Consider the following 22,362-nt stretch of genomic DNA (forward strand, 5'->3'; position numbering starts at 1 on the left):
CCGCAGGGTGGCGGACGTTTAAAACGGGGGCTAAAAGAGCAGCCAAGCAAGCCAAGCAGCCAAGCGGCCAAGGGCCCAAGCAAACCAAGGGGCCAGGTACAGCTCTCGGCCTTGGTGATTCGTTCGGGAGATAATATCGACGCCGTAACGGGCGGTGCCATCATCCTGCTCGGCGCTTGGGCGCTCGGCGCTTCGAGCTTTTACTGGACAGAAAGACATGCTGTATACTTGACCAGACGCGTGGCGAGGCGATCGCCACCCCCTGGTTACCGACCCTGGAGGTTCCATGAGTCGCTCACTCACGGCCCGGCAGCAGAACGTGCTCGATTTCATCGTCAAGACCATGAACGAGCTGGGCTACCCGCCGACCCGGGCGGAGATCTCCCGGGCGCTGGGCTTCAAGTCCGCCAACGCCGCCGAGGAGCACCTGCGCGCCCTGGAGCGCAAGGGGGCGATCAAGGTGATCCGCGGCACCTCCCGGGGCATCCGCTTGCCCGCCCAGGAGCCTGAGGCCGCCAACGACGAGGGGCTGGACGAGCCGGCCCAGGGCCTGCCGATCATCGGCGAGGTGGCCGCCGGCAGCCCGATCCTCGCCGCCGAGCACATCGACCGCTACTGCCCGCTGCCCCCTGAGTACTTCACCCCGCGGGCCGACTACCTGCTGCGGGTGCGCGGCCTCTCCATGAAGGATGCCGGCATCCTCGAGGGCGACCTGCTGGCGGTGCACCGCACCGAGCGCATCCGCGACGGCCAGATCGTGGTGGCGCGCCTGGAGGACGAGGTCACCGTCAAGCGCTTCCATCGCCAGGGTCATGTGGTCACCCTGGAGGCCGAGAATCCCGACTTCGCGCCCATCGAGGTGGACCTGCGCCATGACCCGCTGGAGATCGAGGGCATCGGCGTGGGCGTGATCCGGGGCGGCAGCGGCCAGGCGCTCTGATCGGCGCCGGCTGCCCATGGTCACATGACGGAGCGCGTCCGCAAGATCCTCCACGCCGACTGCGACTGCTTCTTCGCCGCGGTGGAGATGCGCGACAACCCCGACCTGCGCGACATCCCGCTGGCCATCGGCGGCTCGCGGGAGCAGCGCGGGGTGATCGCCACCTGCAACTACCCTGCCCGTACCTACGGCATCCACTCCGCCATGCCCACCGCCCGGGCGCTGCGCCTCTGCCCTCACCTGACGCTGATGCGCGGCCAGTTCGAGAAGTATCGCGAGGTGTCGCGGCAGATCCAGGCGGTGTTCCACGAACTCACCCCGCTGGTGGAGCCGCTGTCGCTGGACGAGGCCTTCCTGGACGTCACCGAGGTCGAGGGCTTTCGCGGCAGCGCCACCTGGATGGCGCGCTGGCTCAAGGAGGAGTGCTATCGGCGCACCGGCATCACCGTCTCGGTGGGCGCGGCCCCGTCGAAGTTCCTGGCCAAGATCGCCAGCGACTGGGAGAAGCCCGACGGCCTGACGGTGATCCCGCCGGAGCAGGTCGATGCCTTCGTGCGCGAGCTGCCGGTCAAGAAGCTCCACGGCGTGGGGCCGGCCACCGGCGCCAAGCTCGACGCCATGGGCATCCGCACCTGCGCGGAGCTGCGTGAGCTTCCCATCGAGCGCCTGCTGGACGAGTTCGGCAAGTTCGGGCGCCGGCTCTACGAGCTATCGCGCGGCATCGACGACCGCCCGGTGCGGGTCGAGCGCGAGCGCAAGTCGGTAAGCGTGGAGACCACCTTCGACCACGACCTGCCCGACCTCGCGACCGCCAGTGCCGCCCTCGCCCCGCTCTGCGACAAGCTGCAGGGCCGCCTGGAGCGCCACGGCCACCCGCCGATGGCCGGGCTCTTCGTCAAGGTGCGCTTCGACGACTTCAGCCTCACCACCCTGGAGAGCCGTGGCCTCATTCCCGATGCCGAGAGCTACACTCGCCTGCTGGAACAGGCCTGGGCCCGTGCCCGACGCCCGGTGCGCCTGCTCGGCGTCGGGGTGCGCCTGGTGCCTGAGGAGGCACGGCAGCAGCTGGACCTGCCGATCTAGACCTTGTGGGAGCCGTGCTTGCACGGCGATGTGCGGCCGCCTAAATGCTACCTCGCTTTTGTAGGAGCCGTGCTTGCACGGCGATTCAGTGCTCTCAGCCTTTCGCGGTGCAAGCACCGCTCCTACTGATGACCTGAACCTGGTGTAGGAGCCGTCGGTTCGACGCATCGACTCGCACGGCGATTGTATGCCGATATCCGCTTTTCGCGATGCGAGCATCGCTCCTACAAGGGGAATGTCACAGAAGCCCAGCTGAGATCTAGACTGAAAATCACGGCAATCGAGGGATCCACATGCATGCACCAGCTCCACAGCCATGATCTTCGAAAGGGCCGCAGGTCCATTCCCGGGTACTGTTACCTGCTGACAATTGTCACCCAGGATCGGAAACCTCATTTCAGCAACGCGATCAGGGCGAGCCTGGCCTGCCGCTACCTGTATTGCGATGCGGTTCACCGGCATGTGGATACCCTGAGTTTTGTGCTGATGCCTGACCACCTGCACTGGCTGATTCAGCTCAAGGGGTCTTCGATTTCTACCGCGGTAAAGCTCTACAAGGCCAAGGTAGCCCGAGATATCGGCGAAGCCGTGTGGCAGCGCGGTTTTCATGACCATGCCCTGAGGAAGGAAGAGGACCTGAAGTCGGTTGCCCGCTATATCGTGGCCAACCCCCTTCGGGCAGGCCTGGTGGACAACATCATGGACTACCCATACTGGAATGCGGCGTGGCTGTAGGGAGGTGGATGCGGGAGCCGTCGGTTCGACGCTTCGACTTGCACGGCGATTCATTGCTCTCAGCCTTTCGCGGTGCAAGCACCGCTCCTACAGATTCGGAGCACTACACCTTTCGCGGCGCAAGTAGAAGCGTCGAACCGTCCGCTCCTACGCAAAGCGGCGTGCTTGGCCGCTTGGCTGCTCACTTCGTATCGATATACCGATGATCATTGAAGGTGGCGACCCAGCCGGGGTGGTAAACCAGCAGAATGCTCATCAGCATGCCGGTGATGAAGGCCTCGCTCGGCATGAGCAGCGGCAGGAAGCGGGCGTACTCCAGCGCCTGGCGCAGTGATTCGGCATCGGAGGCGCCGAGCGCCATCAGCCCCACGGCGGCAAGGCCCGCCGCCAGGGTGGCGAGCGCCGAGCCGAAGAAGCCGCAGACGAACAGGAAGACCATCAGGTTGTCGGGCAGGCGACGGTCGACCAGTCGCCAGACGATGCCCATCACCAGCGCCGGCACCACCCCGGTGACCAGCACGTTCACCCCCAGCAGCGACCACTCGATGCGCCCCAAGAGCACCATGGCGATATTGATCGCGGTGATCGAGAGCAGCGCCAGCGGCGCCTTGAAGACCAGGGTCAGCAAGGCGGTGAACATCAGGTGAAGGGTCAGCCAGTCCACCGCCTGGGCGCGCAGCTGCCAGAGCAGCATCACCATCACGGTGGCGGCGAGCCAACGGTGCTGCAGGGCATGGTCCTCGAGCAGCGCGACCCACGGCCGGCGGCTCAGCGCCAGGCCGACGACGACCAGCGAGACCAGGCCGCAGAGCCACAGCAGCCAGGGAGCGAGAACCGGCTCGGCAATCGTCATGGGGTCACTCCGTCAGGCAAGGACCAGCGGCAGGCAGCTGTGGTGGGACGGTAGTCGGGTAACATCGGATGATCCCGGGTTGCGGCTAAGACTGGGGGCGACAGTGTAGCCAAAACAGGGGCTTCGGGCACGCCCGGGCCTGCGCCGTGGACGTGACGAGGAGAGTCATCAAGGGAGACCATCCTGGTTGGCGGCAAGAGGTAGCGGGGTGTACACCACAATACGGCTGGCCGTATAATTTGGGCTACAATGCAGCGGGAGAAAGCGGTGAAAAGCAGCGAACTCATCAAAGAGCTGGAAGCTGCTGGCTGGGTGCTGGATCGAATACGGGGCAGCCACCACGTTTTCAAACATCCCAAGAGGCCCGGTGCCCTTCCTGTCCCACACCCGAAGAAAGACTTGCCGAAAGGCACTGTCCACCAGATTCGCAAACAGGCGGGGCTTTCCTGACCCTGCGGAGGCACACGATGCAATATCCCATCGCTATCGAGTGGGGAGACGAGAACACCGCTACAGGCATCGTTTTCCCCGACATTCCCGGCGCCATCAGTGCCGGGGATACCCCGGAGGAAGCCTACGATAATGCCGTCGAGGCCGCGCATATTGTGCTTCAAGAGATGGTGGCTCGCGGCGAGCCCGTCCCCAAACCGGGCAGAATCGACGAACACCGCCGGAATCCGGACTTCGAGGGCTGGGGCTGGGGGATGATCGATATCGACCTGACCCCGTACCTGGGAAAAGCCGAGAAGGTCACCGTCACCTTGCCAGGCACGGTGCTCCGGCAGATTGACGAGTACGTGACGCTGCATGGCGTAAAAAGCCGGTCAACGTTCCTGAGCAACGCCGCTCTGGAGAAGCTGCGTCACTTATAGCGAACGAGCGCCCTACCGATAGAGAGATCGCCCGCGTCGACCGCGACGCGGGCGATCGCAACGTCACGAGATCACCTCACGCAAAGACAACGGTCTTGTTGCCGTGGATGAGCACGCGGTCCTCCAGGTGCCAGCGAAGGCCGCGGGCCAGCACCGCCTTCTCCACGTCGCGCCCGAAGCGCACCAGGTCGCTGGGCGTGTGGCAGTGGCTGACCCGATGGATGTCCTGCTCGATGATCGGCCCGGCATCGAGCTCCTCGGTGACGTAATGGCAGGTGGCCCCGATCAGCTTCACGCCGCGCTGGTGCGCCTGGTGGTAGGGCCTGGCCCCGGCAAACGACGGCAGGAAGCTGTGATGGATGTTGATCATCCGGCCCTGGAAGCGCTCGCAGAGCGCGGGCGGCATGATCTGCATGTAGCGCGCCAGCACCACGCAGTCGGCGCGGGCGTCGTCGACCAGCCGTTGTACCTCGGCGAAGGCGGCCGGCTTGTCGTCGGCCTTGACCGGTACATGGTGGTAGGTGATGCCGTGCCACTCCACCAGGCCGCGCATGTCCTCGTGGTTGGAGATCACGCAGGCGATGTCGCAATCGAGCTCCCCCGCCGTCCAGCGATAGAGCAGGTCCACCAGGCAGTGGGTCTCCCGCGACACCATCAGCACCACCCGACGCCGCTGGCGAGTATCGGTGAGCGCCCAGGTCATCTCGAACTCGTCGGCGATCGGCGCAAAGGCCTCGCGCAGCGTCTCCGGCGGCATGCCCACGGAGTCGGCCAGGATCTCATAGCGCATGAAGAAGCGCCCGGCCTCCAGGTCGGAGTGCTGGCTGGCCTCGGTGATCGAGCCACCGTGCCCGGCGATGAAGTTGGAGACCCTGGCGACGATGCCCAGGCGGTCGGGACAGGAAACCACCAGGCGGTAGTAGTGTGACATCGGATGATCCCGGGTTGCGGCGGTGGCTGGGGGCGACAGTGTAGCCAAAACAGGGGCTTCGGGCACGTGCGGGACGGACTCGAACACCCATCTGGTTCCCGTCCAGTTCCCCTGCCCGGCCTGCCGCCTCCAGCCGTGGCACCAGCCAGTCCACCATGGGCTGGCCATCGACAGGTATGCCGACACGACCTATAGTAGTTACAGGTATTACCTTTTGCTACGGAGGTCGGCATGGCAAAACCAACATCCATCAAACTCGACGACGATCTGAAAAAGCGGGTGCAGCGTCTCGCCGACGCCCGTCAGCGCTCGGCACACTGGCTCATGCGTGAGGCCATCGAGCAGTATGTGGAGCAAGAGGAAAGACGAGAGACGTTCAGGCAGGACACGCTCAACGCTTGGGAGGAATACCAAGCGACTGGGCTGCATGCGACCGCTGACGAAGTGGAGCAGTGGCTGGTCAGTTGGGGGAAGGATGATGAGGCGTCGGCCCCAAGATGCCACACGTGATCTTTTCCCCGGCGGCAGTCCGGGATCTGGAGCGACTGCGTGAGTTCCTACGGCCGAAGAATCCAGCAGCAGCCGAGAGAGCCGCCAAGGCGATCATCCAGGGCCTCCAGGAGCTTGGAAGATTCCCACATATCGGCCGCCCGATTGATGATCTGCCCGAGGAATACCGGGATTGGCTGATTGATTTTGGTGATAGCGGTTACATCCCACGGTACCGTCTCGATGGGGAAACAGTGGTGGTACTGGCCATCCGTCACCAGAGAGAAGCCGGCTTCTAACGGGTAGCAATCATTAGCGTGCCTACTCACCGCTACAATCTCGCGTGATTCCCAAACGGTCTTTAGTAAGCAGCAAGCGCCTCAGCGAGGTCCACCTCAATGTCCGCCGTCAGGCGCTCGGCCTCGACAAAGGTCTTGGTCTTGACGGGTCGGATACGGTTTGGGCGATTTATCAGGCCCTTCTCCAAGAACGTTAGGAAGGTGCCCTCTGTGGTGTCCAAAGTGCTGCGGTTATTCTATGAATCCAGGCTTGACATACCTATGTGGCAGGGTATTCAGCCACGGCATGGCTACCAACATGAGATCATCATTTAAAGAATGTATGGTCCGCCCCAGAGACGCACTGCTCTCCTTTTCCATCTCTGTTTCACGAGGCACTGCGGCCGATGCTCAACACTCGCGCGCTGTCCTACCTGAGCGAAGTGATTCGTCGCGGCTCACTGCGCAAGGCGGCCACCTACCTCGGCATCGATGTCTCGGCGATCAGCCGGCAGATTCGCTACCTCGAGGAAGAGCTCGACACCCGGCTGCTGGAACGCCATGCCGGTGGCATCAAGGTGACCGAGGCGGGGCGCATGCTGGTTGATCATTACCATAGCCAGCAGGCGGCAGAGGACGCCGTGATCTCCCGCCTGTCGGCGCTGCAGGGCCTGGTCAGCGGCCAGGTCCGGATCGCGGTGGGCGAAGGCTTCATCGCCGACCTGATCTCCGCTCCCCTGCAATCCTTCATGACCACCTACCCGGGGATCGAGCTGGAGGTGGTGATGGCCGGGGTCAACGAGGCCATGGCACTGGTCAAGGATCGCGAGGTCGAGCTCGCCCTCCTCTATGCGCCCCCCGTCGACCCGCAGCTGACCTGCCATGTCGAGACGCGCCAGCCACTGGACCTGATCGTCCCCACCGACCATGAACTGGCCCACTGCCCGCGGCCGGTCGCCCTGCAGGACCTGGTGCGCTGGTCGATCGGCCTGATGGATAACCCCTTCGGCATGCGCCAGATGGTCAATGCCGTGGCCCACCAGGAGCGCATCTTCCTGCAGGCGCGCCTGCACACCAACTCGGTGGCCGTATTGAAGAATTTCGTGCGTTCGGGCATCGGGGTGACCTTCATGCCCGAGTTGACCGTGGCCGAGGAGATCCAGCAAGGGGATATCACCGTCCTCCCCATGGCCTATCCTGTGCTCAGCGATGCCCGGGCCCAGATCGTGAGCCTCACCGGCCGCGAGCTCACGGTGGCCTCGAAGGCCTGTCTGGAACACCTCTGCCGGGGGATGCGCTTTTTCAATGCCGATGCACCGCGCCTGCTCAGCGCCAAGTGTTGACGTAAAAGCAACGCTTTAGGGTTTGATTAGTCAACGCAGCAACGCCTAGTCTGCCCATATACCGGCCAACAGGCCGGCCGTTCCGCCAACAACAACGCCCGGAGTCCAAGCATGAATCCTACTCGATCGTTTGCCGTGTCCTCCCTCACCGCCGCCGTCCTGGCCGCGGGCACCCTGGCCAGCCAGGCGCATGCCGCCACGACCGTGGACCTGAGCTACAACGGCGCCCCGGATCCCGACAAGAACGCCGTGCATGTCTTCGCCACCAACCTCAAGGAGCTGGTCGAGCAAAAGACCGACGGCGACATCGAGCTCAAGCTCTACCCCAACAGCATGCTGGGGGAGGAACAGGAGCGCATGGAGCAGACGATGAACAGCCCCAGCCTGAACATCGCCTCCTTCGCGGGCATGTCTCCCCTGGTGCCGGAAGTGTTCGTCAGCGCCATTCCCTTCCTCTTCGATGACTTCGAATCGGCACGCACCTTCTTCGACGAAGGCCAGTACTGGCAGGCCGTCGAGGACGCCCTGCGCGAGCGCACCGGCGTGGAGCTGCTGGCCGTGGTCGAGGAAGGCGGCTTTCTGGCCTTCACCAGCGACGAGAAACCCATCTCCTCGCCCAGCGACTTCGAGGGGCTGCGCTTTCGTGCCATGGACCCCAGCCAGGTCGCGCTCTACGAAGCCTTCGGGGCCTCCGGCACGCCGATCCCCTGGACCGAGGTCTACATGGCGCTGAAGACAGGCGTCGCCGATGGCCAGATGAACCCGCCGATGTACATCATCATGGGCAGCCTCTACGAGGTGCAGGACTACCTGACGCTGGCCAACATCCAGTACTCGGACCAGTTCCTGGTCGGCAACGGCGCCATGATCGACGGCTGGGACGACGCGACGCGCGAGGCCGTCATGGAGGCGGTGGAGGAGGCCAACCAGTTGGCCCGCGAGCACAACGAGACCCGTGTCGACGAGCGCATCGCCTACCTCGAGGAGCAGGGCATGGAGGTGATCCGGCCCTCCGAGGACGAGCTGGCAGCGTTTCGCGAGCAGGGCCAGCCGGCCTATCTGGAATGGCTCGGCGAGCAGGACATCGACCCGTCCTTCATCGACATGGCACTCGAGGATGCCGGGATGACCCACCTGGCCGAGTAGGCTTTGTCCGAAAACTGGCTGCGCTCGTCCATACGGCGTTAAAAACCGGCTCAAAGTACTCATTTACACCCCGTAAACTCCGTCTTTTCGCCGATTTTTGCCTTGTCTGGCCTTCGCTCGCCGACTTTTCAGACAGAGCCTAAGCCGCGCCGTCCCTGAGACGTCCTGTAGTTCGGGCAGGGGCTACCCCCCTGCCCCATGACAAATGGCATTCCTTCATGACGTTATCTAACTCCCGCGTACTGGCCGTCAGCCGGTCCGTGTCACTGACTGTTGCCAGCAGCCTCCTGCTTATCGATCTGGCGGTGATCCTCTTCGGCGTGTTCATGCGCTACCTCGCCGGCGGAGCGCCGATCTGGACAGACGAGCTGGCCCGCTTTCTGATCATCGGCAGCGTGCTGCTCGGGGCCGGAGCCGTCTGGGTGGAGGGTGGCCACATGCGCGTCGCGCTGATCGAGCGCCTGCTTCCGGCGCCGCTGTGCCGCCTCCTCAACCTCTACCAGTGGCTCCTGACGCTGGTCATTGCCATTGGCGCCGCCATCGTCAGTTATCGCTACGCAATGTCCGTCTCGATGTTCACCAGCCAGGGGCTGGGCATCAGCAGGACCCTTCCCATGCTGTCGGTGCCGATCGGCTTCGCGCTGCTGGCCTGGCATGCCTTGTGGCATGGTCCGGCGCCCCTCAAGACACTCACGGAGGATCCCGCATGACCTTGACCATGCTGGCCGTCTTCCTCGTGCATGTCCTGCTGGGCTTGCCGCTGTTCATCTCGCTGCTGGCCACGGCGGTGGTGGGCTTCATGTTCGTCGATCCCGCGATGATCCCGCGCATGATGCCCCAGCAGTTCTTCGGCGGCATCAATGTCTTCTCGCTGATGGCCATTCCGCTGTTCATCCTGGCCGGCAACCTGATGAACGTGACGCGGCTGACGGACCGGCTCATGGCCTTCGCCAAGCTGCTGGTCGGGCACCTGCGCGGCGGCATGGGCCATGTCAACGTGGTCTCCAGCATCTTCTTCGCCGGGGTGAATGGCTCCGCGGTGGCCGACACCTCGGCGCTGGGCTCGCTGCTCGTGCCGCCCATGCGCAAGGAGGGCTACTCCACCGCCTTCGCCGCGGGCCTGACGGCCGGCAGCTCGCTGATCGGGCCGATCATCCCGCCCAGCATCTTCATGATCCTCTACGCTTCGCTCACCAACACCTCGGTCGGTGACCTGTTTCTTGCCGGCGTGATCCCGGGCTTGCTGCTGGGCCTGGCGTTCATGGCCATGAATGCCTGGTATGCCTGGCACAAGGGACTGGAAAAGCGTGGCGGACTCCCCTCTCGCCGGGAGCTGGTCGTCACGGCCCTGGGCGCCCTGCCCGCGCTGGTGGCACCCTTCATCATCGTCTCGGGGATCGTCATGGGCTTCGTCACGCCCACCGAATCCGGGGCACTGACGGCGCTCTATGTGGCGCTGTGCGGCCTGGCGCAGGGCAATCTGCGCCTCGCCGACTTCTGGAAGGCCATGCTCGACACCACGCGCCTGACCTCGGCAATCTTCCTGATCATGGCCGCCTCGGCCACCATCAGCTGGCTGCTCTCCTATGCCCAGGTGCCCAACGAGTTCGTGGCCCTGCTGGCGCCCTACATCGAGCAGCCGGTGGTGATCCTGCTGCTGCTGAGCCTGATCACCTTCGTCACCGGCATGTTCATGGAGGAGGTCTCGGCCCTGATGCTGCTGACGCCGATCTTCTCTCCCGTGGCCATGATGGCGGGCATCGACCCGGTGCACCTGGGCATCATCATCACCTTGAACATCACGATTGCCCTGATCACCCCGCCGATGGGCGCCTGCGTGTTCGTCGCGGCCGCGGTGAGTCGGCTCGAGATCACCTCGCTGTTTCGTACCATCTGGCCGTTCGTGGTGACGGCGATCCTGGTACTGATCCTGCTGATCCTCTTCCCTTCCCTGACCCTCTGGCTACCGACCCAGCTTGGCTGACCCCATGGAGACGCCCGTGAACCGCTCCCTGTCATCGCCCATCGACCGCCACCCCGACCCCGACTGGTCGGTGGTGAGCCGCATCCCCATCACGGGAAGTGACGAGCCCCTGGTGCCGTTGAGCCTGGCACCGTCCCCGATCAGGATCTTCCCGGTCTATGCCAAGCAGGACGTTCCCGGGGCGATCAACGAATGCTATGTCCGTGAAGGGGTCTATCGGCGGCTGCTGGAGGTGGCACGCTCCCTGCCTGCCGAATACGGGCTGGTGGTCCTGGACGGCTGGCGACCCTGGCGCGTGCAGCAGTACCTCTTCGATACGCTGCAGGAGGCCATCCGCTCTCACCATCCCGAGCTCAGCGACGAGACGCTACTGGAGCGAACGCGGGAATTCGTTTCCGTGCCCAGTCGTGAGGCGAGCTCGCCGAGCCCCCATCTCACCGGCGGTGCCGTGGATGTGACCCTGAGCGATGCCGACGGGCTGCCGCTGGACATGGGCACCCTGTTCGACGAGGCCGTGCCGGCCTCCCACACCGTCGCGCTGGAGGAGATTCCTCGCCCGGACGCCCGACAGCGACAGGCCCGCGACAACCGCCGCCGCCTCTATGGCGCGATGCGGGAGCAGGGCTTCACCAACTTGCCGAGCGAGTGGTGGCACTACGATGCGGGCGACCAGCTATGGGCCCATTACAGTGGCCATGCCCAGGCCCTCTATGGGCCGGCGGAACTCGAGACCATTGAAAGTCGCTGGCGGCGACAGCTGTGAGCCAGGGGCCTACTGCGACAATTCGCTACCCGCCACACGAAACAGAACTGGCCCTGCCTTACACCGAGAAGACTTACTCCAACGCCTGGATGGGAATCCCTCGGCTCTGGTGGACCTATTGATCCTCTTCCTGGCGAAGCAGTTCCGGCACCTGGTAGCGCGTGCTTCGACCTCCTGCAGAGAGCCTAACCAGGCAACCTTTCTCCACAAGCCCGGCCAGGTGGCGCGTGGCCGTTGCCTTACTGACCTTCGTCACTTTCTGATATTGAGAAGCACTGATGCCTTGCTCAAATCCCCTTTCCCCTCCATCAAGCAGCCGGTTAAGCACCTTGATCTGCGCGGGGAGCAGACCGGCCATCCGGAAGCGCTGCCAGAAACGGGCTTTGACCAGGGTACGACCGACCCTGTCGAGTACGTCCAACAGCGTGGCGTCCAAGGTATCCAGGAACCAGGCGAGCCACGCGGTAAGGTCCGGAGTTCCCCGCTGGCTCGCTTCCAGGCAGCGATAGTAATCGTCCCTTCGCGCCAGGATCGCTGCTGACATGGCATACAAGCGAATACTCTGCTGGTCCGCTTGCGCCAAGGCGCGATCGGCGATTGCCCGGGCGATACGCCCGTTGCCATCCTCGAACGGATGAAGGGTCACAAACCAAAAATGCGCCATGCCCGCTCGAATGAGAGGATCCAGCGCTGGATCATGACGGCTGGACTCGAACCATTCCAGGAACCGATCGATCTCAATCTCCAAACCCTCTCTGGGTGGCGCTTCGAAATGCACCCTGGGTCGATCCATTCGGCCCGATACAACCTGCATCGGCTCCAATCCACGCCACTGGCCAGGCCGCAGTTCCGTCAGGGAAGATTCAGCATCAGGGAATAGCCATCGATGCCACTGAAGCAGCCTCTCTGCATCCAGCGGTGAGTCAGAATTCAGGATGGCATCCAGCATCAATTCAGCCATGCCCTCGGCCCGCGGCGAGGGTGGGCCGTCCGGTTCCTCAATGCCAAGCTGCCGTGCAAGAGAAGAACGCACAGAGGCGACATTGAGGCGCTCACCTTCAATCGCCGATGAGGTGACGATGTTTTGCAAAAGCGTATCCAGAGCCGTCTTCGCTTCTGCCTCCTGTTCATCACCGAGGCCGAGCGCTCCTGACCGGCCAAGCAAGATGCCCAGATTCCTCCAGCACTTCTGTAGGCGGGGCTGAATCTCTCCCGCCTGCCAGGTGAAACGAGGCCAGTCGTGATGCTGCCAGATCCATCTCGGGGCTTGAACCGTCATTTCACATCACCTGGACGAAGCCAGAGAGCCGATTACACACCATATTCGGCTCACATTATGATTTGAATAATGCGCCCATTCGACTCAGCAGGCAAGTGGCGAGGTCCCCTTGCTACCGGCCACCTGACAGGCCATCAACGCTCGGATCGTGTCATCATCGGCGTCAAACCGCCTGGATGCCCATGCGCGTCCCGTGCGAAGGCCCCCTACCCTGCAGGCGGCACCAGCGTTCGGGCAATCGACAGCAGACGCTCGTCCTGCCAGCGGTCGGCGATCAATTGCACCCCCACCGGTAGCCCTTCTTGCCCCGTGTTCAGCGGCAGGTTGAGGCACGGCACGCCGAGCAGCGTCCAGGCCCGGCAGTAGACCGGGTCGCCGGTGGCATCCAGCCCTGGCGGGGCAACGCCCGGGGCGCTCGCCGCCAGGATCACGTCGACCTCATCGGCAAACACCCGCGACAGGGCCTGTCGGCACTCTTCGGCCGCCAGAAGGGACGCCCGATACTCGGCATAGGAGGTCGCCAGACCCTCCTCGATCAGCTCGACCAGCCTGGCGCCCATCTCCTCGCCATGCTGCTGAAACTCGCTGGCCAGCGACTGCGCCGCCTCGTAGGCCAGCACCACCTGGTGGTGGGCAACGAGGTCGTCATAGCGGGGATCCAGGGGCAAGGCACTCACCCTGGCACCGGCCTGCTCCAGGTGTCTGGCGGTATTGGACAGGGCCTGGGCGACACCGGCATCGAGCGGCCTGTCGCCGGGCAGGCTGCGCAGCCCGACCCGGATGCCGCCGAGATCGGGCAGCGCCTCGATGGACTCGGCGCGAGTCAGGGCCGTGAAGGTCGTGCAGATGTCCTCGATGTGGCGGGCAAACCAGCCCAGCGTATCCATCGAGGGCGCGAAGGCCTTGATCCCCGAGAAGGAGACCGTATTGACGGTGGGCTTGAAGCCGAAGACGCCGCAGTAACTCGCCGGACGGATGATGCTGCCGGCCGTCTGAGTGCCCAGGGCAAGCGGCACCATGCCGGCCGCCACGGCGGCGGCCGAACCACTGGAGGAGCCGCCCGGCGTCCGCGAGAGATCCTGGGGATTACGCGTCTTGCCGGGCGTGAAGTAGGCAAACTCGGTGGACACGGTCTTGCCCAGCGGCATGGCCCCCTGACGCTTGAGCAGGGTGACCACGGCGGCATCCACGACGGCTTCCGGCGACACGAGATAGCCGCCGGTCCCCCAGGTGGTGGGCATCTCGGCGGTGTCGATGATGTCCTTGATGCCCACCGGCACCCCGCGCAAGCGCTGCCCCGTACCCGGAAGGATCGCGGTCGACGTCGCTGGCATGAGGTATTCCCAGGCCTGGACACCCGCTTCACGCGCCTCGATGCGCGCCTGGCAGGCATGCCACCAGGTCAGCTCCTCGCATTCGCCTCGGGCCACCCGGGCCCGGAAGGCGTCGATGGTGTCGTCGACACTGTCGGTCATGCCTGCTCTCCTCTCTGCGCTTTGGGTCACCGGCTGCCGTGGCCCGGTCACGGCGATATCACGGGGCCGGCGGAGCGCCGAGGATGGCCAGGCTGTTACCCAGTTCCTCCTCGATGGCCTGACCGATGGCCAGCAGCCGCGCGTCCTGCCAGGGCCCGGCCAGCACCTGCAACCCCACCGGCATGCCCGCAGCATCCTTGCCCACCGGCAGTGTCAGCCCGCACAGCCCCATGAAGTTGCCCACCACGGTATTACGCAGGGCCTGCATGTTGGCCCTGGCATAGGCCCCGTCCGGCTCGAGGCTCTCCAGGGTCGGCGGCGTCAGCGTCACGGTCGGGGTCAACAGGGCATCGACGCGGGTCAGGCACTCGGCGGCGCTTGCCGACAGCGACTTGAGCACGTCACAGCGACGAACGTATTCCCAGCCGGGGATGTCGTCGGCCGCCTTGACCCGGGCCGCCACATTGGGATCCAGGCCGTCGATGGCTTCCGGTAATTGGGTCTTGAGAAAGGCGGCCAGCTCTACCGCTGCCAGCCCGCCCTGCTGGAACAGGGTGAAGACCTCATCGGTACGGGGCAGATCGAGCGTCACGATGCGCGCCCCTGCGGCCTCAAGCTGACGAATGGCGGCCTGAACGGACTCGGCGATGCCCGGACTGCAGTCCTCCCAGAAATAGGCCTCCGGAACCCCGAAGGTCAGGTCGGCCAGTGATGGGCGCGATGGTATGCCGCGGGATCGCGACGTCAGGACCCCGTCCAGCGCATCGAAGGCAAAGGCCAGATCGTCCACACTGCGGGCAAGCAAGCCCGGCGTATCCAGCGTGGCCGACAATGGCACGATCTGCGCCGTGGACCAGCGCCCGACCGTTGTCTTGAGACCTGCCACACCGGTCATCGCGGCAGGCACACGTACCGAGCCTGCCGTATCGGTTCCCAGCGCCAGACTGGCCGTGCCGTTGACCAAGGATACACCGGCACCGGCACTGGACCCACCGGGTGTCCGGTGATGGGCCTGGTCCCAGGGATTGCGGGGCGCCCCCCAGTGGGCATTGGTGCCCAGACCACCGAAGGCGAACTCCACGGTATGGGTCTTGCCCATGACGCTGGGCAACTGCCGCAGCAGCGCCGAGACCATGGGGCCGGGCTCCTCCCAGTGTCGCGGCAATCGCCGAGCGGATCCGGCATAGGTCGGCAGTCCCGGTACCGCATAGATATCCTTGATCGACACCGGCACGCCCATCAGCGGCCCCGTGTCACCGCCACTTGCCAGCACGCGATCGGTGGCCCTGGCCGTCTCCAGGGCGACCTCGCCATTCCAGGTCAGGTAGACATGATCCCGCTGGCCGCGGGTTCTGTTGGCCTCCATAGAGGCCTCGGCCAGGGCGGCGGCGGTGAGCTTGCCGCTGCGAAGCCCGGCATACTGTTCGCGCAGCGGGCGCATCAGGGGTGAATCCGTCATGGCGTGACTCCTGGTATCAGTCGCGAATCTCGAAGATCGCTTCCACTTCGACGGCTGCATTTCCGGGCAGCGTGGCGACACCGATCGCCGTGCGGGCATGGCGTCCATTCTCTCCGAACAGGGCAATGAAGAGATCCGAGGCACCGTTGATCACCAGCGGCACGTCGTGGAAGCCGGGCGCCACGTTCACGAACCCGTTCATGCGCACACAGCGCACCACACGGCGCATATCGCCTGCTACGGCATCGCTGAGCGAGGCGAGAAGATTGAGCGCACAAGCCTGAGCGGCCAGCTTGCCGGTCGCCAGGTCGAACTCGGTGCCCACCTTACCCGGATAGAGGACCTCGCCATCTCGTTCACAGATCTGGCCCGCCAGGAACAGCTGGCTGCCCAGCCGTGACCAGGGCAGGAAGGCGCCGCGGGGTCGCGGGATGGCGGGGAGGGTGAGACCCTGAGCGGCGACGGCCGCGTCAATGGTCTGAGTCATGGGCGTTATTCCTTGTTATCAGTAGTGTCTCGGCAGCGTGTGCCAGGGCACGCGCCGCGATGTCGGCATCCTGACGCTCGATATGCTCGTCGGGGTGATGGCTGATGCCCGCTCGGCAGGGCGTGAAGAGCATGGCCGTCGGGCAGACATGCGCCAGATGGATGGCATCATGGAAGGCACCCGAAACCAGTTCCGGCGCCTCTGCACAGACACTGTCGGCGCTCTCGCGGAGCACGGCCAGCAGAGGCTCGGGAAATGCCACCGGCGCCACCCGCGAGGTCACCTCGAGGGTGACATCACAGCCACTCCACTGCTCCTCGGCCAGGGCATGGAAGTGGCGGTCGAGTGCCTCCAGCACCCGTGCGTCGGGATGGCGCAGATCGATGGTGAAGCTGGCCCGTTGGGCAATGGTGTTGACGGCATCGGGCCACAGAGAGAACTTGCCGATGGTGAAGCGCAGGTCATCGTCCTGTTCCCGTGTCGCCGCCTTCAGCGCTGTCACCAGCTCATGGGCACCATCGAAGGCGTCCCGGCGGGCCTGTCGCGGCGTGGTGCCGGCATGATTGGCCACGCCTTCGACCTGGATGCGATACCAGTTGACCCCCTGAATCCCGCTGACGACCCCCACCGGTTTCCCCTGCTGTTCCAGCACCGGCCCTTGCTCGATGTGAAGCTCGAGAAAGGCGTGCGGTACAAAGGGGGCCGGACGGTACTCGAGCCCCTTGTCCTCAAGCAGGGTCAGGCACTCCTGGAGGGCATCACCGAAGCGCACGCCGTCGCCGTCCAGGGCGGCCATGATATCGTCATACTCCCGCTGCCCGGCGAACCAGGAAGATCCCGAGGCACCTGGTGCGAAGCGCGCGCCCTCCTCGTTCGTCCAGGAGACGATCTCGAGCGGGCGACGGTGCTCAATGCCCTGCTCCTGCAAGGTCCTGAGCACGGCCAGGCCGGCCAGAACGCCCAGGGCCCCATCATGCGCACCGGCCTGGGGCTGACTGTCCATGTGGCTACCGATCAACAGCGGGGCCAGGGAGGCATCCTGCCCCTCGCGACGCAGGAAGAGATTGCCCAGGGCATCGAAATAGACCCGGCAGCCGAGCGACAGGCCCTGCTCGGCGAGCCACAGGCGAGCCTGATTGTCCTGGGCGTCGAGGGCCAGCCGTCGAATCCCCTTGGGCTCGAGGCCCCCGATGGTCGCCAGCGCCTGGACATCGTCCCAGAGGCGTTGCCCATCCAGCGCTTCATGAAGATGCGCTATCTCTGTCATGACGCCTCCTCAGCGGTAGATCAAGTCAGGCAGGTAGGTACTGAACCAGGGCACGTAGGTAATGATCACCAGGGACAGCAGCATCAGGCCGATCAACGGCAGACAGGCCTTGAACACTTCGGGCAATGTCATCTTGGAGATGGCCATGGCCACGAAGAGGTTGAGGCCCACGGGCGGGGTAATCATGCCGACCGAGAAGTTGATCAGCGTGATCACGCCGAAATGGGTCGCGTCCACGCCGACCTGAGCGGCAATGGGCTGCAGCAGTGGCGACAGCACAATGATCGCCGAGGCACTGTCGAGGAAGAAGCCGGCAATGAGCATGACCACGTTGAACAGCGCCATGACCTGGATTGGGTCTTCGGTCCATGAGAGCACCTCCCCTGCCAGCTGAGTCGGTGCCCCGGTAATTGCCAGCAACCAGGAGAAGGCCGATGCCCCCGCGGTGATCAGCAACAGGGACGCCGACATCAGCCCCGCACTGTTGAGCGTCGACAGCAGGTTCTTCAGGTCGATCTTGCGATAGACCACCATCCCGACGAACAGGCCGTACATGCAGGCCACGGCGGCGGACTCCGTAGGGGTGAAAACACCGCTGTAGATCCCGCCCAGCAGGATGACCGGCAAGCCCAACCCCCAGGCCGCCGCCTTGAATGCCGAACCGATCTCGCGCAGCGACGGGAACGTGCTGCGGCCATAGCCCTTGAAGGACGCGTAGACGATGCAATAGGCGATGAGGATCGAGGCAATCAGGATCGCGGGCAGCAGTCCGGCGGCGAAGAGGCGCCCCACCGAGGTGCCGGTGACCGAACCGTAGATGATCAGTGCGATGCTGGGGGGCACGATGGGCCCCAGGGTCCCCGCCGTGGCGATCACTCCGATGGCAAAGCGCTTGTCATAACCGGCCGCCACCAGGGCGGGGAACATGATACTGCCGATGGCGACCACCGTGGCCGGACTCGACCCCGAGATGGAACCGAAGAACAGACAGGACAGCACCGTCGCCGCTGCCAGCCCACCGGGCACCCAGCCGACGAGCGCCTTGGCCAGATCGATCAGGCGGTCTGACAGGCCGCCAATGCGCATCAGTTCGGCGGCCAGGATGAAGAAGGGAATCGCCATCAGCGAAAAGTTGTTCATGCCCGAGAACATGCGCATCGGCACGATGACCGGGTCGGTGTTGCCAAAGAACTGGATGGCGAGTATCACGGCAAAGGCCAGCGCCGCGAAGATCGGCAGCCCCAACAGCAATACCGCAAAGAAGATGGGCAACAAGGCCGTAATCATGAGGTTTCCTCAGGTAGTCGCGATGGGCAGGACGACCGTCACACCAGCTTGTCTTTCTCGGCAGCCAGCTCTTCGGCCATCGAGACAGGTGGCTTATGCCACACTTCCCGGATCACCCAGCAATAGCGGATGATGAGCAATAGCCCTGAAAGGCCAATGGGAAAGTACACCCAGGCCATGGGCATGCGCATCGCAGGGGACAGCATCCCACGATCAAGGGTACTGAAGAACAGCCTGAACCCCAGATAGGCCAGGGCAATGGCGAACGCGATGCCCAGGACGGCCGTGAGGATGTGAAGCCAACGATTCACCGCAGGGGGTGCGAAGGCATTCAGCACGTCCACCGAGATATGGACCCCATGGCGAACCCCCATGCTGGCCCCGACGAAGCTCATGCAGACAATGGAGTAGATCACGACCTCTTCCGCCCAGGAGAGCGAGCTATTGAAGCCGTAGCGATAGACGACCTGGAAGGTGGTGATGATGGTCGCAATCGACATGAAAGCGACCATCGCCACCTTTTCCAAGCGATCAATGAGTTTATTGAGCGCTTCGAACATGGATCAGTACTCGATGCCCACGGCGTCGTAGACCTTGTGCAGAAGCTCTGTCGTCACGATATCCTCGTACTCTTCATGCACCGGCATGCTCGCCTCGATGAAGGCTTCACGCGCTTCGTCCGTGATCTCATTGATCGCAATCTCGCCTTCGATCTCCTGAAGGATTCGTTCCTCATCCTGAAGGGTGAGCTCGCGCGACGCCTGGCGACCGTTATCGAACGCCTCGATCATCACTTCCTGCAGATCCTCGGGCAGCGAGTTCCAGGAGTCGCTGTTGATGACCGCCGCATAGGCGTGATAGGCATGATTGGTGAGCGACAGGTAATCCTGCACTTCGTAGAAGCGCATGGTGTAGATGTTGGCCAGCGGGTTTTCCTGACCCTCGACGACCCCTTGCTGCAGGCCGTTGTACACCTCGGTGAAGGCCATCGCCGTCGCATTGGCACCGAGATTTTCATAGGTCGAGATGATGATTGGCGCCTGCATGGTCCGCATGCGAACCTCGGCAAGGTCCTCCGGGGTTTCGATCGGACGGACATTGTTGGTGATGTGGCGGAAACCGGCCCCCCAGAAGTTCACGCCATACATGTTGTCGTCATCGAGGGTATCGAGGATCTCACGCCCAACGTCACCGTCGAGCACCTCGACCATGGTGTCGTAATCCGGCAACAGGAACGGCAGATCGAGGATCTGCATGCGCGGTTCGAAATTCCCCAGGGTGGCCGTCGGCGGGATGCCGATATCGACCAGCCCCATCTGGATCTGCTCGATGATCTCGACATCACCGCCCACCTGCGCGGCGGGGAGCACCTCGATGCTGATCCGTCCGTCCGACTTTTCCTCGACTTCCTCCTTGAAGCGCAGCGCCGCCTGTCCGTTCGGGGTTTCCTCGATCAGCACGTGGGCGAAGGTGAAGTTGAAATCCGCCGCCTGCGCCTGGCTGAACCCGAAAGATACTGCCGCGATTGCGGCCGCCAGTGATACCTTGGTCAACTTGTTATTCATTGTTTGCACCTATCTATGTGGGTGGGCTGTGGTGGTGGGGCCAAGCGCTGGCTTGGCGTCAAGTACCTGCCGAATCAACACCTCCGACTCAGCAGGATCAGGACATCGTTTGTTCAAAGCGAGCGGCAATGCCCTCCGTGCCTTCGGTGGAAAGCAGGACAGCCAGGGTCAGGCGAGCCTTGCGCGCACTCAAGTCGCGAACGGCAATGGCCCCGTGTGCCTGGAGACTGGCCAGACTCCCTGGGAACTCATAGCGAGTGTTGACCGGCCCTTCGTGGCAGCCGGAGACCACGACGACCGGTATACCGCCACGCGTTACCTCGCCGATGGTCTCCAACCACGTCGGCGGCACATGCCCGCGGCCAAGGCCCTCCACCACCAGCGCCTGTGCGCCGCTGGCCACTGCGGCCTCGATCAGTCGCGGGCTGGCATCCAGGTAGCTCGAGAGGATGTCGATACGGGGCAGGCGATCGCCGAGTGGGAGCGGGGTTGCCCGGCGTGGCAGCTGAGCCAGGTGGACCCGCTGGCCATCCACATACCCCAGCGCGCCGAAACCCGGTGCCCCGAAACCGTTCACGTGATAACTGTTGAGCTTGCGGACGCTGCGCGCGGCGAAAATCGACTCGTTGAAGACGACCGTCACGCCGATGCCTCTTGCTCGGGGGGCTGCGGCAACGGTGATGGCATTGGCAAGATTGCGAAAGGCATCGGTGCCCTCCTCGTGCGGGGCACGTTGCGAGCCGGTCATGACCAGGGCGCAGGCCTCGAGCGAGAGCGTGATGTCGAGGAAATGGGCGGTCTCTTCCAGCGTATCGGTGCCATGCGTGATAACGATGCCGATCACATCGGGATCCTGTTCCAGTGCCTGACACTGGCGAGCCATCTCCATCAGGTCGTCCAGGCTGATGGCATTGCTTGGCTTCTGGAGTATCGATCGAACCTCGACCTCCAGGTCGGGCGTCTGCGGCACGGCCACACGTTCCAGCAGCGACTCGCCTGACATGGCCCCGGACACGTTGCGTCCGGTCCCGCCGGGTTTGCTGGCAATCGTGCCACCTGTAGTGAGCACGATGACGCGCTGTTTGGTCATGGCATGGCACCGAATCTGATTTTCTCGCGCCCTGATGGGCTTCACATGCAGGTCATCTCGACGACCGTCTCGTCCCTGAGCCGGCCCACTGATGAGACATCTGATGTCTGATGACTTGGGTCATGCTAGACTCAGCTCATGCCGAGATGCAAGCGCCGTTTGTCACGCTCCACATTGCGTAGAGTGATGTCTCGCCACAAACGACCGGGCTCAGCACGCCAGCGACCCATGCTCTCGTAGGCCAACGACAGCAAGAGAACTTTTGATGAACACCTTGTCCAACCCGGCCATTTCGCCGGAGCCGTCGGAACGCTTCGGCGGCTCCATCGAACGCAGCTCGATTGCCTTTCAGATACTGGAGCGGATCAAGTCCGCGCTGATTCGTGGTGACCTCAAGCCAGGCGACTACCTGCCTTCCGAGACCGAACTGACCCAGAGCCTGGGCATCGGCAAATCGAGCGTTCGCGAAGCCATCAAGATGCTCCAGGCGATCGGTATCGTGGAGGTCCGGCGAGGCCATGGCACCATCATCCGGCGCGAGCCGGGGGATCCCCTGGTCGACCCCATGGCCTTCGGCATGATCCTGGCGCGTGGCATGACGCGCGACGTGCTCGAGTTCCGGGCGATGTTCGAGCCCGCCTACACCCTCCAGGCAATGACCAACGCCACTGATGAAGACCATCAGCGCATTCGGCAGGCCATTGACGACATGGCCACGGCGATTGCCAACGGCGAGCAGACATCACGCCACGATGTCAGCTTCCATCGCGCCATCCTGCATGCCACCCACAATCCCATGACGATCCGGGTCGGCCGGACGCTACTGGAGTTGATCGAGGCGGCCCTCGAGACCTCGATGCAGACACTGCCGGAAACCGCCCTCAACGATCACAAGGCGATCTATGCCGCCTTCCAGGCGGGTGATGCCGAGGGGGTAAGACGCGCCATCGAGGAAAGCGCGAAAAGCTGGGAGACCAACCTGACGTATCGGGAGTGAGTCCGACGGGTAAGCTGGTCGAGTTGATGCTGACGCGCT

General features: G+C 63.9%; 25 protein-coding genes. 13 read left to right on the forward strand and 12 right to left on the reverse strand.

What is annotated here, in order from left to right:
* Positions 1–286 precede the first annotated feature (286 nt).
* The 3 genes from lexA to QLQ83_RS09565 all read left to right on the forward strand — a co-directional run bounded on the left by lexA (position 287) and on the right by QLQ83_RS09565 (position 2,758).
* On the forward strand, positions 287–940 hold the full coding sequence (gene lexA / locus QLQ83_RS09555; protein ID WP_282735297.1) for a transcriptional repressor LexA: 654 nt from the start codon (positions 287–289) through the stop codon (positions 938–940).
* Between the two features lie 24 nt (positions 941–964).
* On the forward strand, positions 965–2,023 hold the full coding sequence (gene dinB / locus QLQ83_RS09560) for a DNA polymerase IV (RefSeq protein ID WP_282735298.1): 1,059 nt from the start codon (positions 965–967) through the stop codon (positions 2,021–2,023).
* 297 nt (positions 2,024–2,320) lie between these two features.
* Positions 2,321–2,758: an REP-associated tyrosine transposase gene (locus tag QLQ83_RS09565; RefSeq protein ID WP_282735299.1), complete on the forward strand. Its 438-nt coding sequence runs from the start codon at positions 2,321–2,323 to the stop codon at positions 2,756–2,758.
* Between the two features lie 181 nt (positions 2,759–2,939).
* Here QLQ83_RS09565 and QLQ83_RS09570 read toward each other — a convergent pair whose 3' ends face one another.
* Positions 2,940–3,611, reverse strand: a complete 672-nt coding sequence (locus QLQ83_RS09570) for an energy-coupling factor ABC transporter permease (protein WP_282735300.1) — start codon at positions 3,609–3,611, stop codon at positions 2,940–2,942.
* Positions 3,612–3,878: 267 nt separating this feature from the next.
* On the opposite strand from QLQ83_RS09570, the gene QLQ83_RS09575 reads away from it, so the two are divergent.
* Positions 3,879–4,061: a type II toxin-antitoxin system HicA family toxin gene (locus QLQ83_RS09575; protein ID WP_133633765.1), complete on the forward strand. Its 183-nt coding sequence runs from the start codon at positions 3,879–3,881 to the stop codon at positions 4,059–4,061.
* Positions 4,062–4,078: 17 nt separating this feature from the next.
* Positions 4,079–4,483, forward strand: a complete 405-nt coding sequence (locus QLQ83_RS09580; protein ID WP_133633763.1) for a type II toxin-antitoxin system HicB family antitoxin — start codon at positions 4,079–4,081, stop codon at positions 4,481–4,483.
* A 76-nt stretch (positions 4,484–4,559) separates the two neighbouring features.
* Here the strand turns inward: QLQ83_RS09580 and purU are convergent, their stop codons facing one another.
* Positions 4,560–5,414 carry a formyltetrahydrofolate deformylase gene (gene purU, locus QLQ83_RS09585; RefSeq protein ID WP_282735301.1) on the reverse strand — a complete coding sequence of 285 codons (855 nt, stop codon included), beginning with the start codon at positions 5,412–5,414 and terminating at the stop codon, positions 4,560–4,562.
* Between the two features lie 231 nt (positions 5,415–5,645).
* On the opposite strand from purU, the gene QLQ83_RS09590 reads away from it, so the two are divergent.
* Together QLQ83_RS09590 and QLQ83_RS09595 are read left to right on the forward strand one after the other, a co-directional pair.
* On the forward strand, positions 5,646–5,924 hold the full coding sequence (locus tag QLQ83_RS09590; RefSeq protein ID WP_282735302.1) for a CopG family ribbon-helix-helix protein: 279 nt from the start codon (positions 5,646–5,648) through the stop codon (positions 5,922–5,924).
* The gene (locus tag QLQ83_RS09595; RefSeq protein WP_282735303.1) at positions 5,912–6,202 is read left to right on the forward strand and encodes a type II toxin-antitoxin system RelE/ParE family toxin; all 291 of its coding nucleotides are present in this window, start codon (positions 5,912–5,914) and stop codon (positions 6,200–6,202) included. Before QLQ83_RS09590 ends, QLQ83_RS09595 begins: the two co-directional genes overlap by 13 nt.
* 62 nt (positions 6,203–6,264) lie before the next feature.
* On the opposite strand, the gene QLQ83_RS09600 is transcribed toward QLQ83_RS09595, so the two are convergent.
* On the reverse strand, positions 6,265–6,423 hold the full coding sequence (locus QLQ83_RS09600) for a type II toxin-antitoxin system PrlF family antitoxin (protein WP_282735304.1): 159 nt from the start codon (positions 6,421–6,423) through the stop codon (positions 6,265–6,267).
* A 165-nt stretch (positions 6,424–6,588) separates the two neighbouring features.
* Here QLQ83_RS09600 and QLQ83_RS09605 point away from each other — a divergent pair, with 165 nt between their 5' ends.
* From QLQ83_RS09605 to QLQ83_RS09625, 5 genes are all read left to right on the forward strand, one after another.
* Positions 6,589–7,524 carry a LysR family transcriptional regulator gene (locus QLQ83_RS09605; protein WP_282735305.1) on the forward strand — a complete coding sequence of 312 codons (936 nt, stop codon included), beginning with the start codon at positions 6,589–6,591 and terminating at the stop codon, positions 7,522–7,524.
* Between the two features lie 111 nt (positions 7,525–7,635).
* On the forward strand, positions 7,636–8,670 hold the full coding sequence (dctP, locus tag QLQ83_RS09610) for a TRAP transporter substrate-binding protein DctP (protein WP_282735306.1): 1,035 nt from the start codon (positions 7,636–7,638) through the stop codon (positions 8,668–8,670).
* A gap of 218 nt (positions 8,671–8,888) precedes the next feature.
* On the forward strand, positions 8,889–9,380 hold the full coding sequence (locus tag QLQ83_RS09615; protein WP_282735307.1) for a TRAP transporter small permease: 492 nt from the start codon (positions 8,889–8,891) through the stop codon (positions 9,378–9,380).
* Positions 9,377–10,654, forward strand: coding sequence for a TRAP transporter large permease (locus QLQ83_RS09620; protein WP_282735308.1), 1,278 nt, complete (start codon positions 9,377–9,379; stop codon positions 10,652–10,654). Before QLQ83_RS09615 ends, QLQ83_RS09620 begins: the two co-directional genes overlap by 4 nt.
* Positions 10,655–10,670: 16 nt before the next feature.
* Positions 10,671–11,417: a M15 family metallopeptidase gene (locus tag QLQ83_RS09625; RefSeq protein WP_326521405.1), complete on the forward strand. Its 747-nt coding sequence runs from the start codon at positions 10,671–10,673 to the stop codon at positions 11,415–11,417.
* 115 nt (positions 11,418–11,532) lie between these two features.
* Here the strand turns inward: QLQ83_RS09625 and QLQ83_RS09630 are convergent, their stop codons facing one another.
* The 9 genes from QLQ83_RS09630 to QLQ83_RS09670 form a co-directional block, all read right to left on the reverse strand.
* Entirely contained in the window at positions 11,533–12,696 is a 1,164-nt protein-coding gene (locus tag QLQ83_RS09630) for a Fic family protein (protein WP_282735310.1), read from the reverse strand.
* Between the two features lie 206 nt (positions 12,697–12,902).
* On the reverse strand, positions 12,903–14,171 hold the full coding sequence (locus QLQ83_RS09635; protein ID WP_282735311.1) for an amidase: 1,269 nt from the start codon (positions 14,169–14,171) through the stop codon (positions 12,903–12,905).
* Positions 14,172–14,229: 58 nt separating this feature from the next.
* Entirely contained in the window at positions 14,230–15,630 is a 1,401-nt protein-coding gene (locus QLQ83_RS09640) for an amidase (RefSeq protein WP_282735312.1), read from the reverse strand.
* Positions 15,631–15,646: 16 nt separating this feature from the next.
* Complete coding sequence (locus QLQ83_RS09645) at positions 15,647–16,117, reverse strand: RidA family protein (RefSeq protein WP_282735313.1); 471 nt, start codon at positions 16,115–16,117, stop codon at positions 15,647–15,649.
* A complete protein-coding gene (locus QLQ83_RS09650) occupies positions 16,101–17,384 on the reverse strand; it encodes a M20 family metallo-hydrolase (protein WP_282735314.1) in 1,284 nt (427 codons plus the stop codon). Before QLQ83_RS09650 ends, QLQ83_RS09645 begins: the two co-directional genes overlap by 17 nt.
* Before the next feature lie 9 nt (positions 17,385–17,393).
* Positions 17,394–18,671 carry a TRAP transporter large permease gene (locus QLQ83_RS09655; protein ID WP_282735315.1) on the reverse strand — a complete coding sequence of 426 codons (1,278 nt, stop codon included), beginning with the start codon at positions 18,669–18,671 and terminating at the stop codon, positions 17,394–17,396.
* 38 nt (positions 18,672–18,709) lie between these two features.
* A complete protein-coding gene (locus QLQ83_RS09660) occupies positions 18,710–19,231 on the reverse strand; it encodes a TRAP transporter small permease (RefSeq protein WP_282735316.1) in 522 nt (173 codons plus the stop codon).
* A 3-nt stretch (positions 19,232–19,234) separates the two neighbouring features.
* Complete coding sequence (locus QLQ83_RS09665) at positions 19,235–20,236, reverse strand: TRAP transporter substrate-binding protein (protein ID WP_282735317.1); 1,002 nt, start codon at positions 20,234–20,236, stop codon at positions 19,235–19,237.
* A 97-nt stretch (positions 20,237–20,333) separates the two neighbouring features.
* Positions 20,334–21,326: an asparaginase gene (locus QLQ83_RS09670; protein ID WP_282735318.1), complete on the reverse strand. Its 993-nt coding sequence runs from the start codon at positions 21,324–21,326 to the stop codon at positions 20,334–20,336.
* A 265-nt stretch (positions 21,327–21,591) separates the two neighbouring features.
* On the opposite strand from QLQ83_RS09670, the gene QLQ83_RS09675 reads away from it, so the two are divergent.
* On the forward strand, positions 21,592–22,323 hold the full coding sequence (locus QLQ83_RS09675; protein ID WP_282735319.1) for a FadR/GntR family transcriptional regulator: 732 nt from the start codon (positions 21,592–21,594) through the stop codon (positions 22,321–22,323).
* Positions 22,324–22,362: the final 39 nt, after the last annotated feature.

Origin of the sequence: Halomonas rhizosphaerae (genome assembly GCF_030010555.1) — a bacterium.
Classification (GTDB): domain Bacteria; phylum Pseudomonadota; class Gammaproteobacteria; order Pseudomonadales; family Halomonadaceae; genus Halomonas; species Halomonas rhizosphaerae.

Bases quoted from the DNA above. Each gene is read 5' to 3' on its own strand.
- QLQ83_RS09655 (WP_282735315.1), bottom strand. From the start codon at position 18,671: ATGATTACGGCCTTGTTGCCCATCTTCTTTGCGGTATTGCTGTTGGGG.
- QLQ83_RS09580 (WP_133633763.1), top strand. From the start codon at position 4,079: ATGCAATATCCCATCGCTATCGAGTGGGGAGACGAGAACACCGCTACA.
- QLQ83_RS09660 (WP_282735316.1), bottom strand. From the start codon at position 19,231: ATGTTCGAAGCGCTCAATAAACTCATTGATCGCTTGGAAAAGGTGGCG.
- QLQ83_RS09595 (WP_282735303.1), top strand. From the start codon at position 5,912: ATGCCACACGTGATCTTTTCCCCGGCGGCAGTCCGGGATCTGGAGCGA.
- QLQ83_RS09565 (WP_282735299.1), top strand. From the start codon at position 2,321: ATGCACCAGCTCCACAGCCATGATCTTCGAAAGGGCCGCAGGTCCATT.
- QLQ83_RS09590 (WP_282735302.1), top strand. From the start codon at position 5,646: ATGGCAAAACCAACATCCATCAAACTCGACGACGATCTGAAAAAGCGG.
- QLQ83_RS09605 (WP_282735305.1), top strand. From the start codon at position 6,589: ATGCTCAACACTCGCGCGCTGTCCTACCTGAGCGAAGTGATTCGTCGC.
- QLQ83_RS09635 (WP_282735311.1), bottom strand. From the start codon at position 14,171: ATGACCGACAGTGTCGACGACACCATCGACGCCTTCCGGGCCCGGGTG.
- QLQ83_RS09675 (WP_282735319.1), top strand. From the start codon at position 21,592: ATGAACACCTTGTCCAACCCGGCCATTTCGCCGGAGCCGTCGGAACGC.
- QLQ83_RS09640 (WP_282735312.1), bottom strand. From the start codon at position 15,630: ATGACGGATTCACCCCTGATGCGCCCGCTGCGCGAACAGTATGCCGGG.
- dinB (WP_282735298.1), top strand. From the start codon at position 965: ATGACGGAGCGCGTCCGCAAGATCCTCCACGCCGACTGCGACTGCTTC.
- QLQ83_RS09665 (WP_282735317.1), bottom strand. From the start codon at position 20,236: ATGAATAACAAGTTGACCAAGGTATCACTGGCGGCCGCAATCGCGGCA.
- QLQ83_RS09620 (WP_282735308.1), top strand. From the start codon at position 9,377: ATGACCTTGACCATGCTGGCCGTCTTCCTCGTGCATGTCCTGCTGGGC.
- purU (WP_282735301.1), bottom strand. From the start codon at position 5,414: ATGTCACACTACTACCGCCTGGTGGTTTCCTGTCCCGACCGCCTGGGC.
- lexA (WP_282735297.1), top strand. From the start codon at position 287: ATGAGTCGCTCACTCACGGCCCGGCAGCAGAACGTGCTCGATTTCATC.
- QLQ83_RS09650 (WP_282735314.1), bottom strand. From the start codon at position 17,384: ATGACAGAGATAGCGCATCTTCATGAAGCGCTGGATGGGCAACGCCTC.
- QLQ83_RS09645 (WP_282735313.1), bottom strand. From the start codon at position 16,117: ATGACTCAGACCATTGACGCGGCCGTCGCCGCTCAGGGTCTCACCCTC.
- QLQ83_RS09630 (WP_282735310.1), bottom strand. From the start codon at position 12,696: ATGACGGTTCAAGCCCCGAGATGGATCTGGCAGCATCACGACTGGCCT.
- dctP (WP_282735306.1), top strand. From the start codon at position 7,636: ATGAATCCTACTCGATCGTTTGCCGTGTCCTCCCTCACCGCCGCCGTC.
- QLQ83_RS09615 (WP_282735307.1), top strand. From the start codon at position 8,889: ATGACGTTATCTAACTCCCGCGTACTGGCCGTCAGCCGGTCCGTGTCA.
- QLQ83_RS09570 (WP_282735300.1), bottom strand. From the start codon at position 3,611: ATGACGATTGCCGAGCCGGTTCTCGCTCCCTGGCTGCTGTGGCTCTGC.
- QLQ83_RS09670 (WP_282735318.1), bottom strand. From the start codon at position 21,326: ATGACCAAACAGCGCGTCATCGTGCTCACTACAGGTGGCACGATTGCC.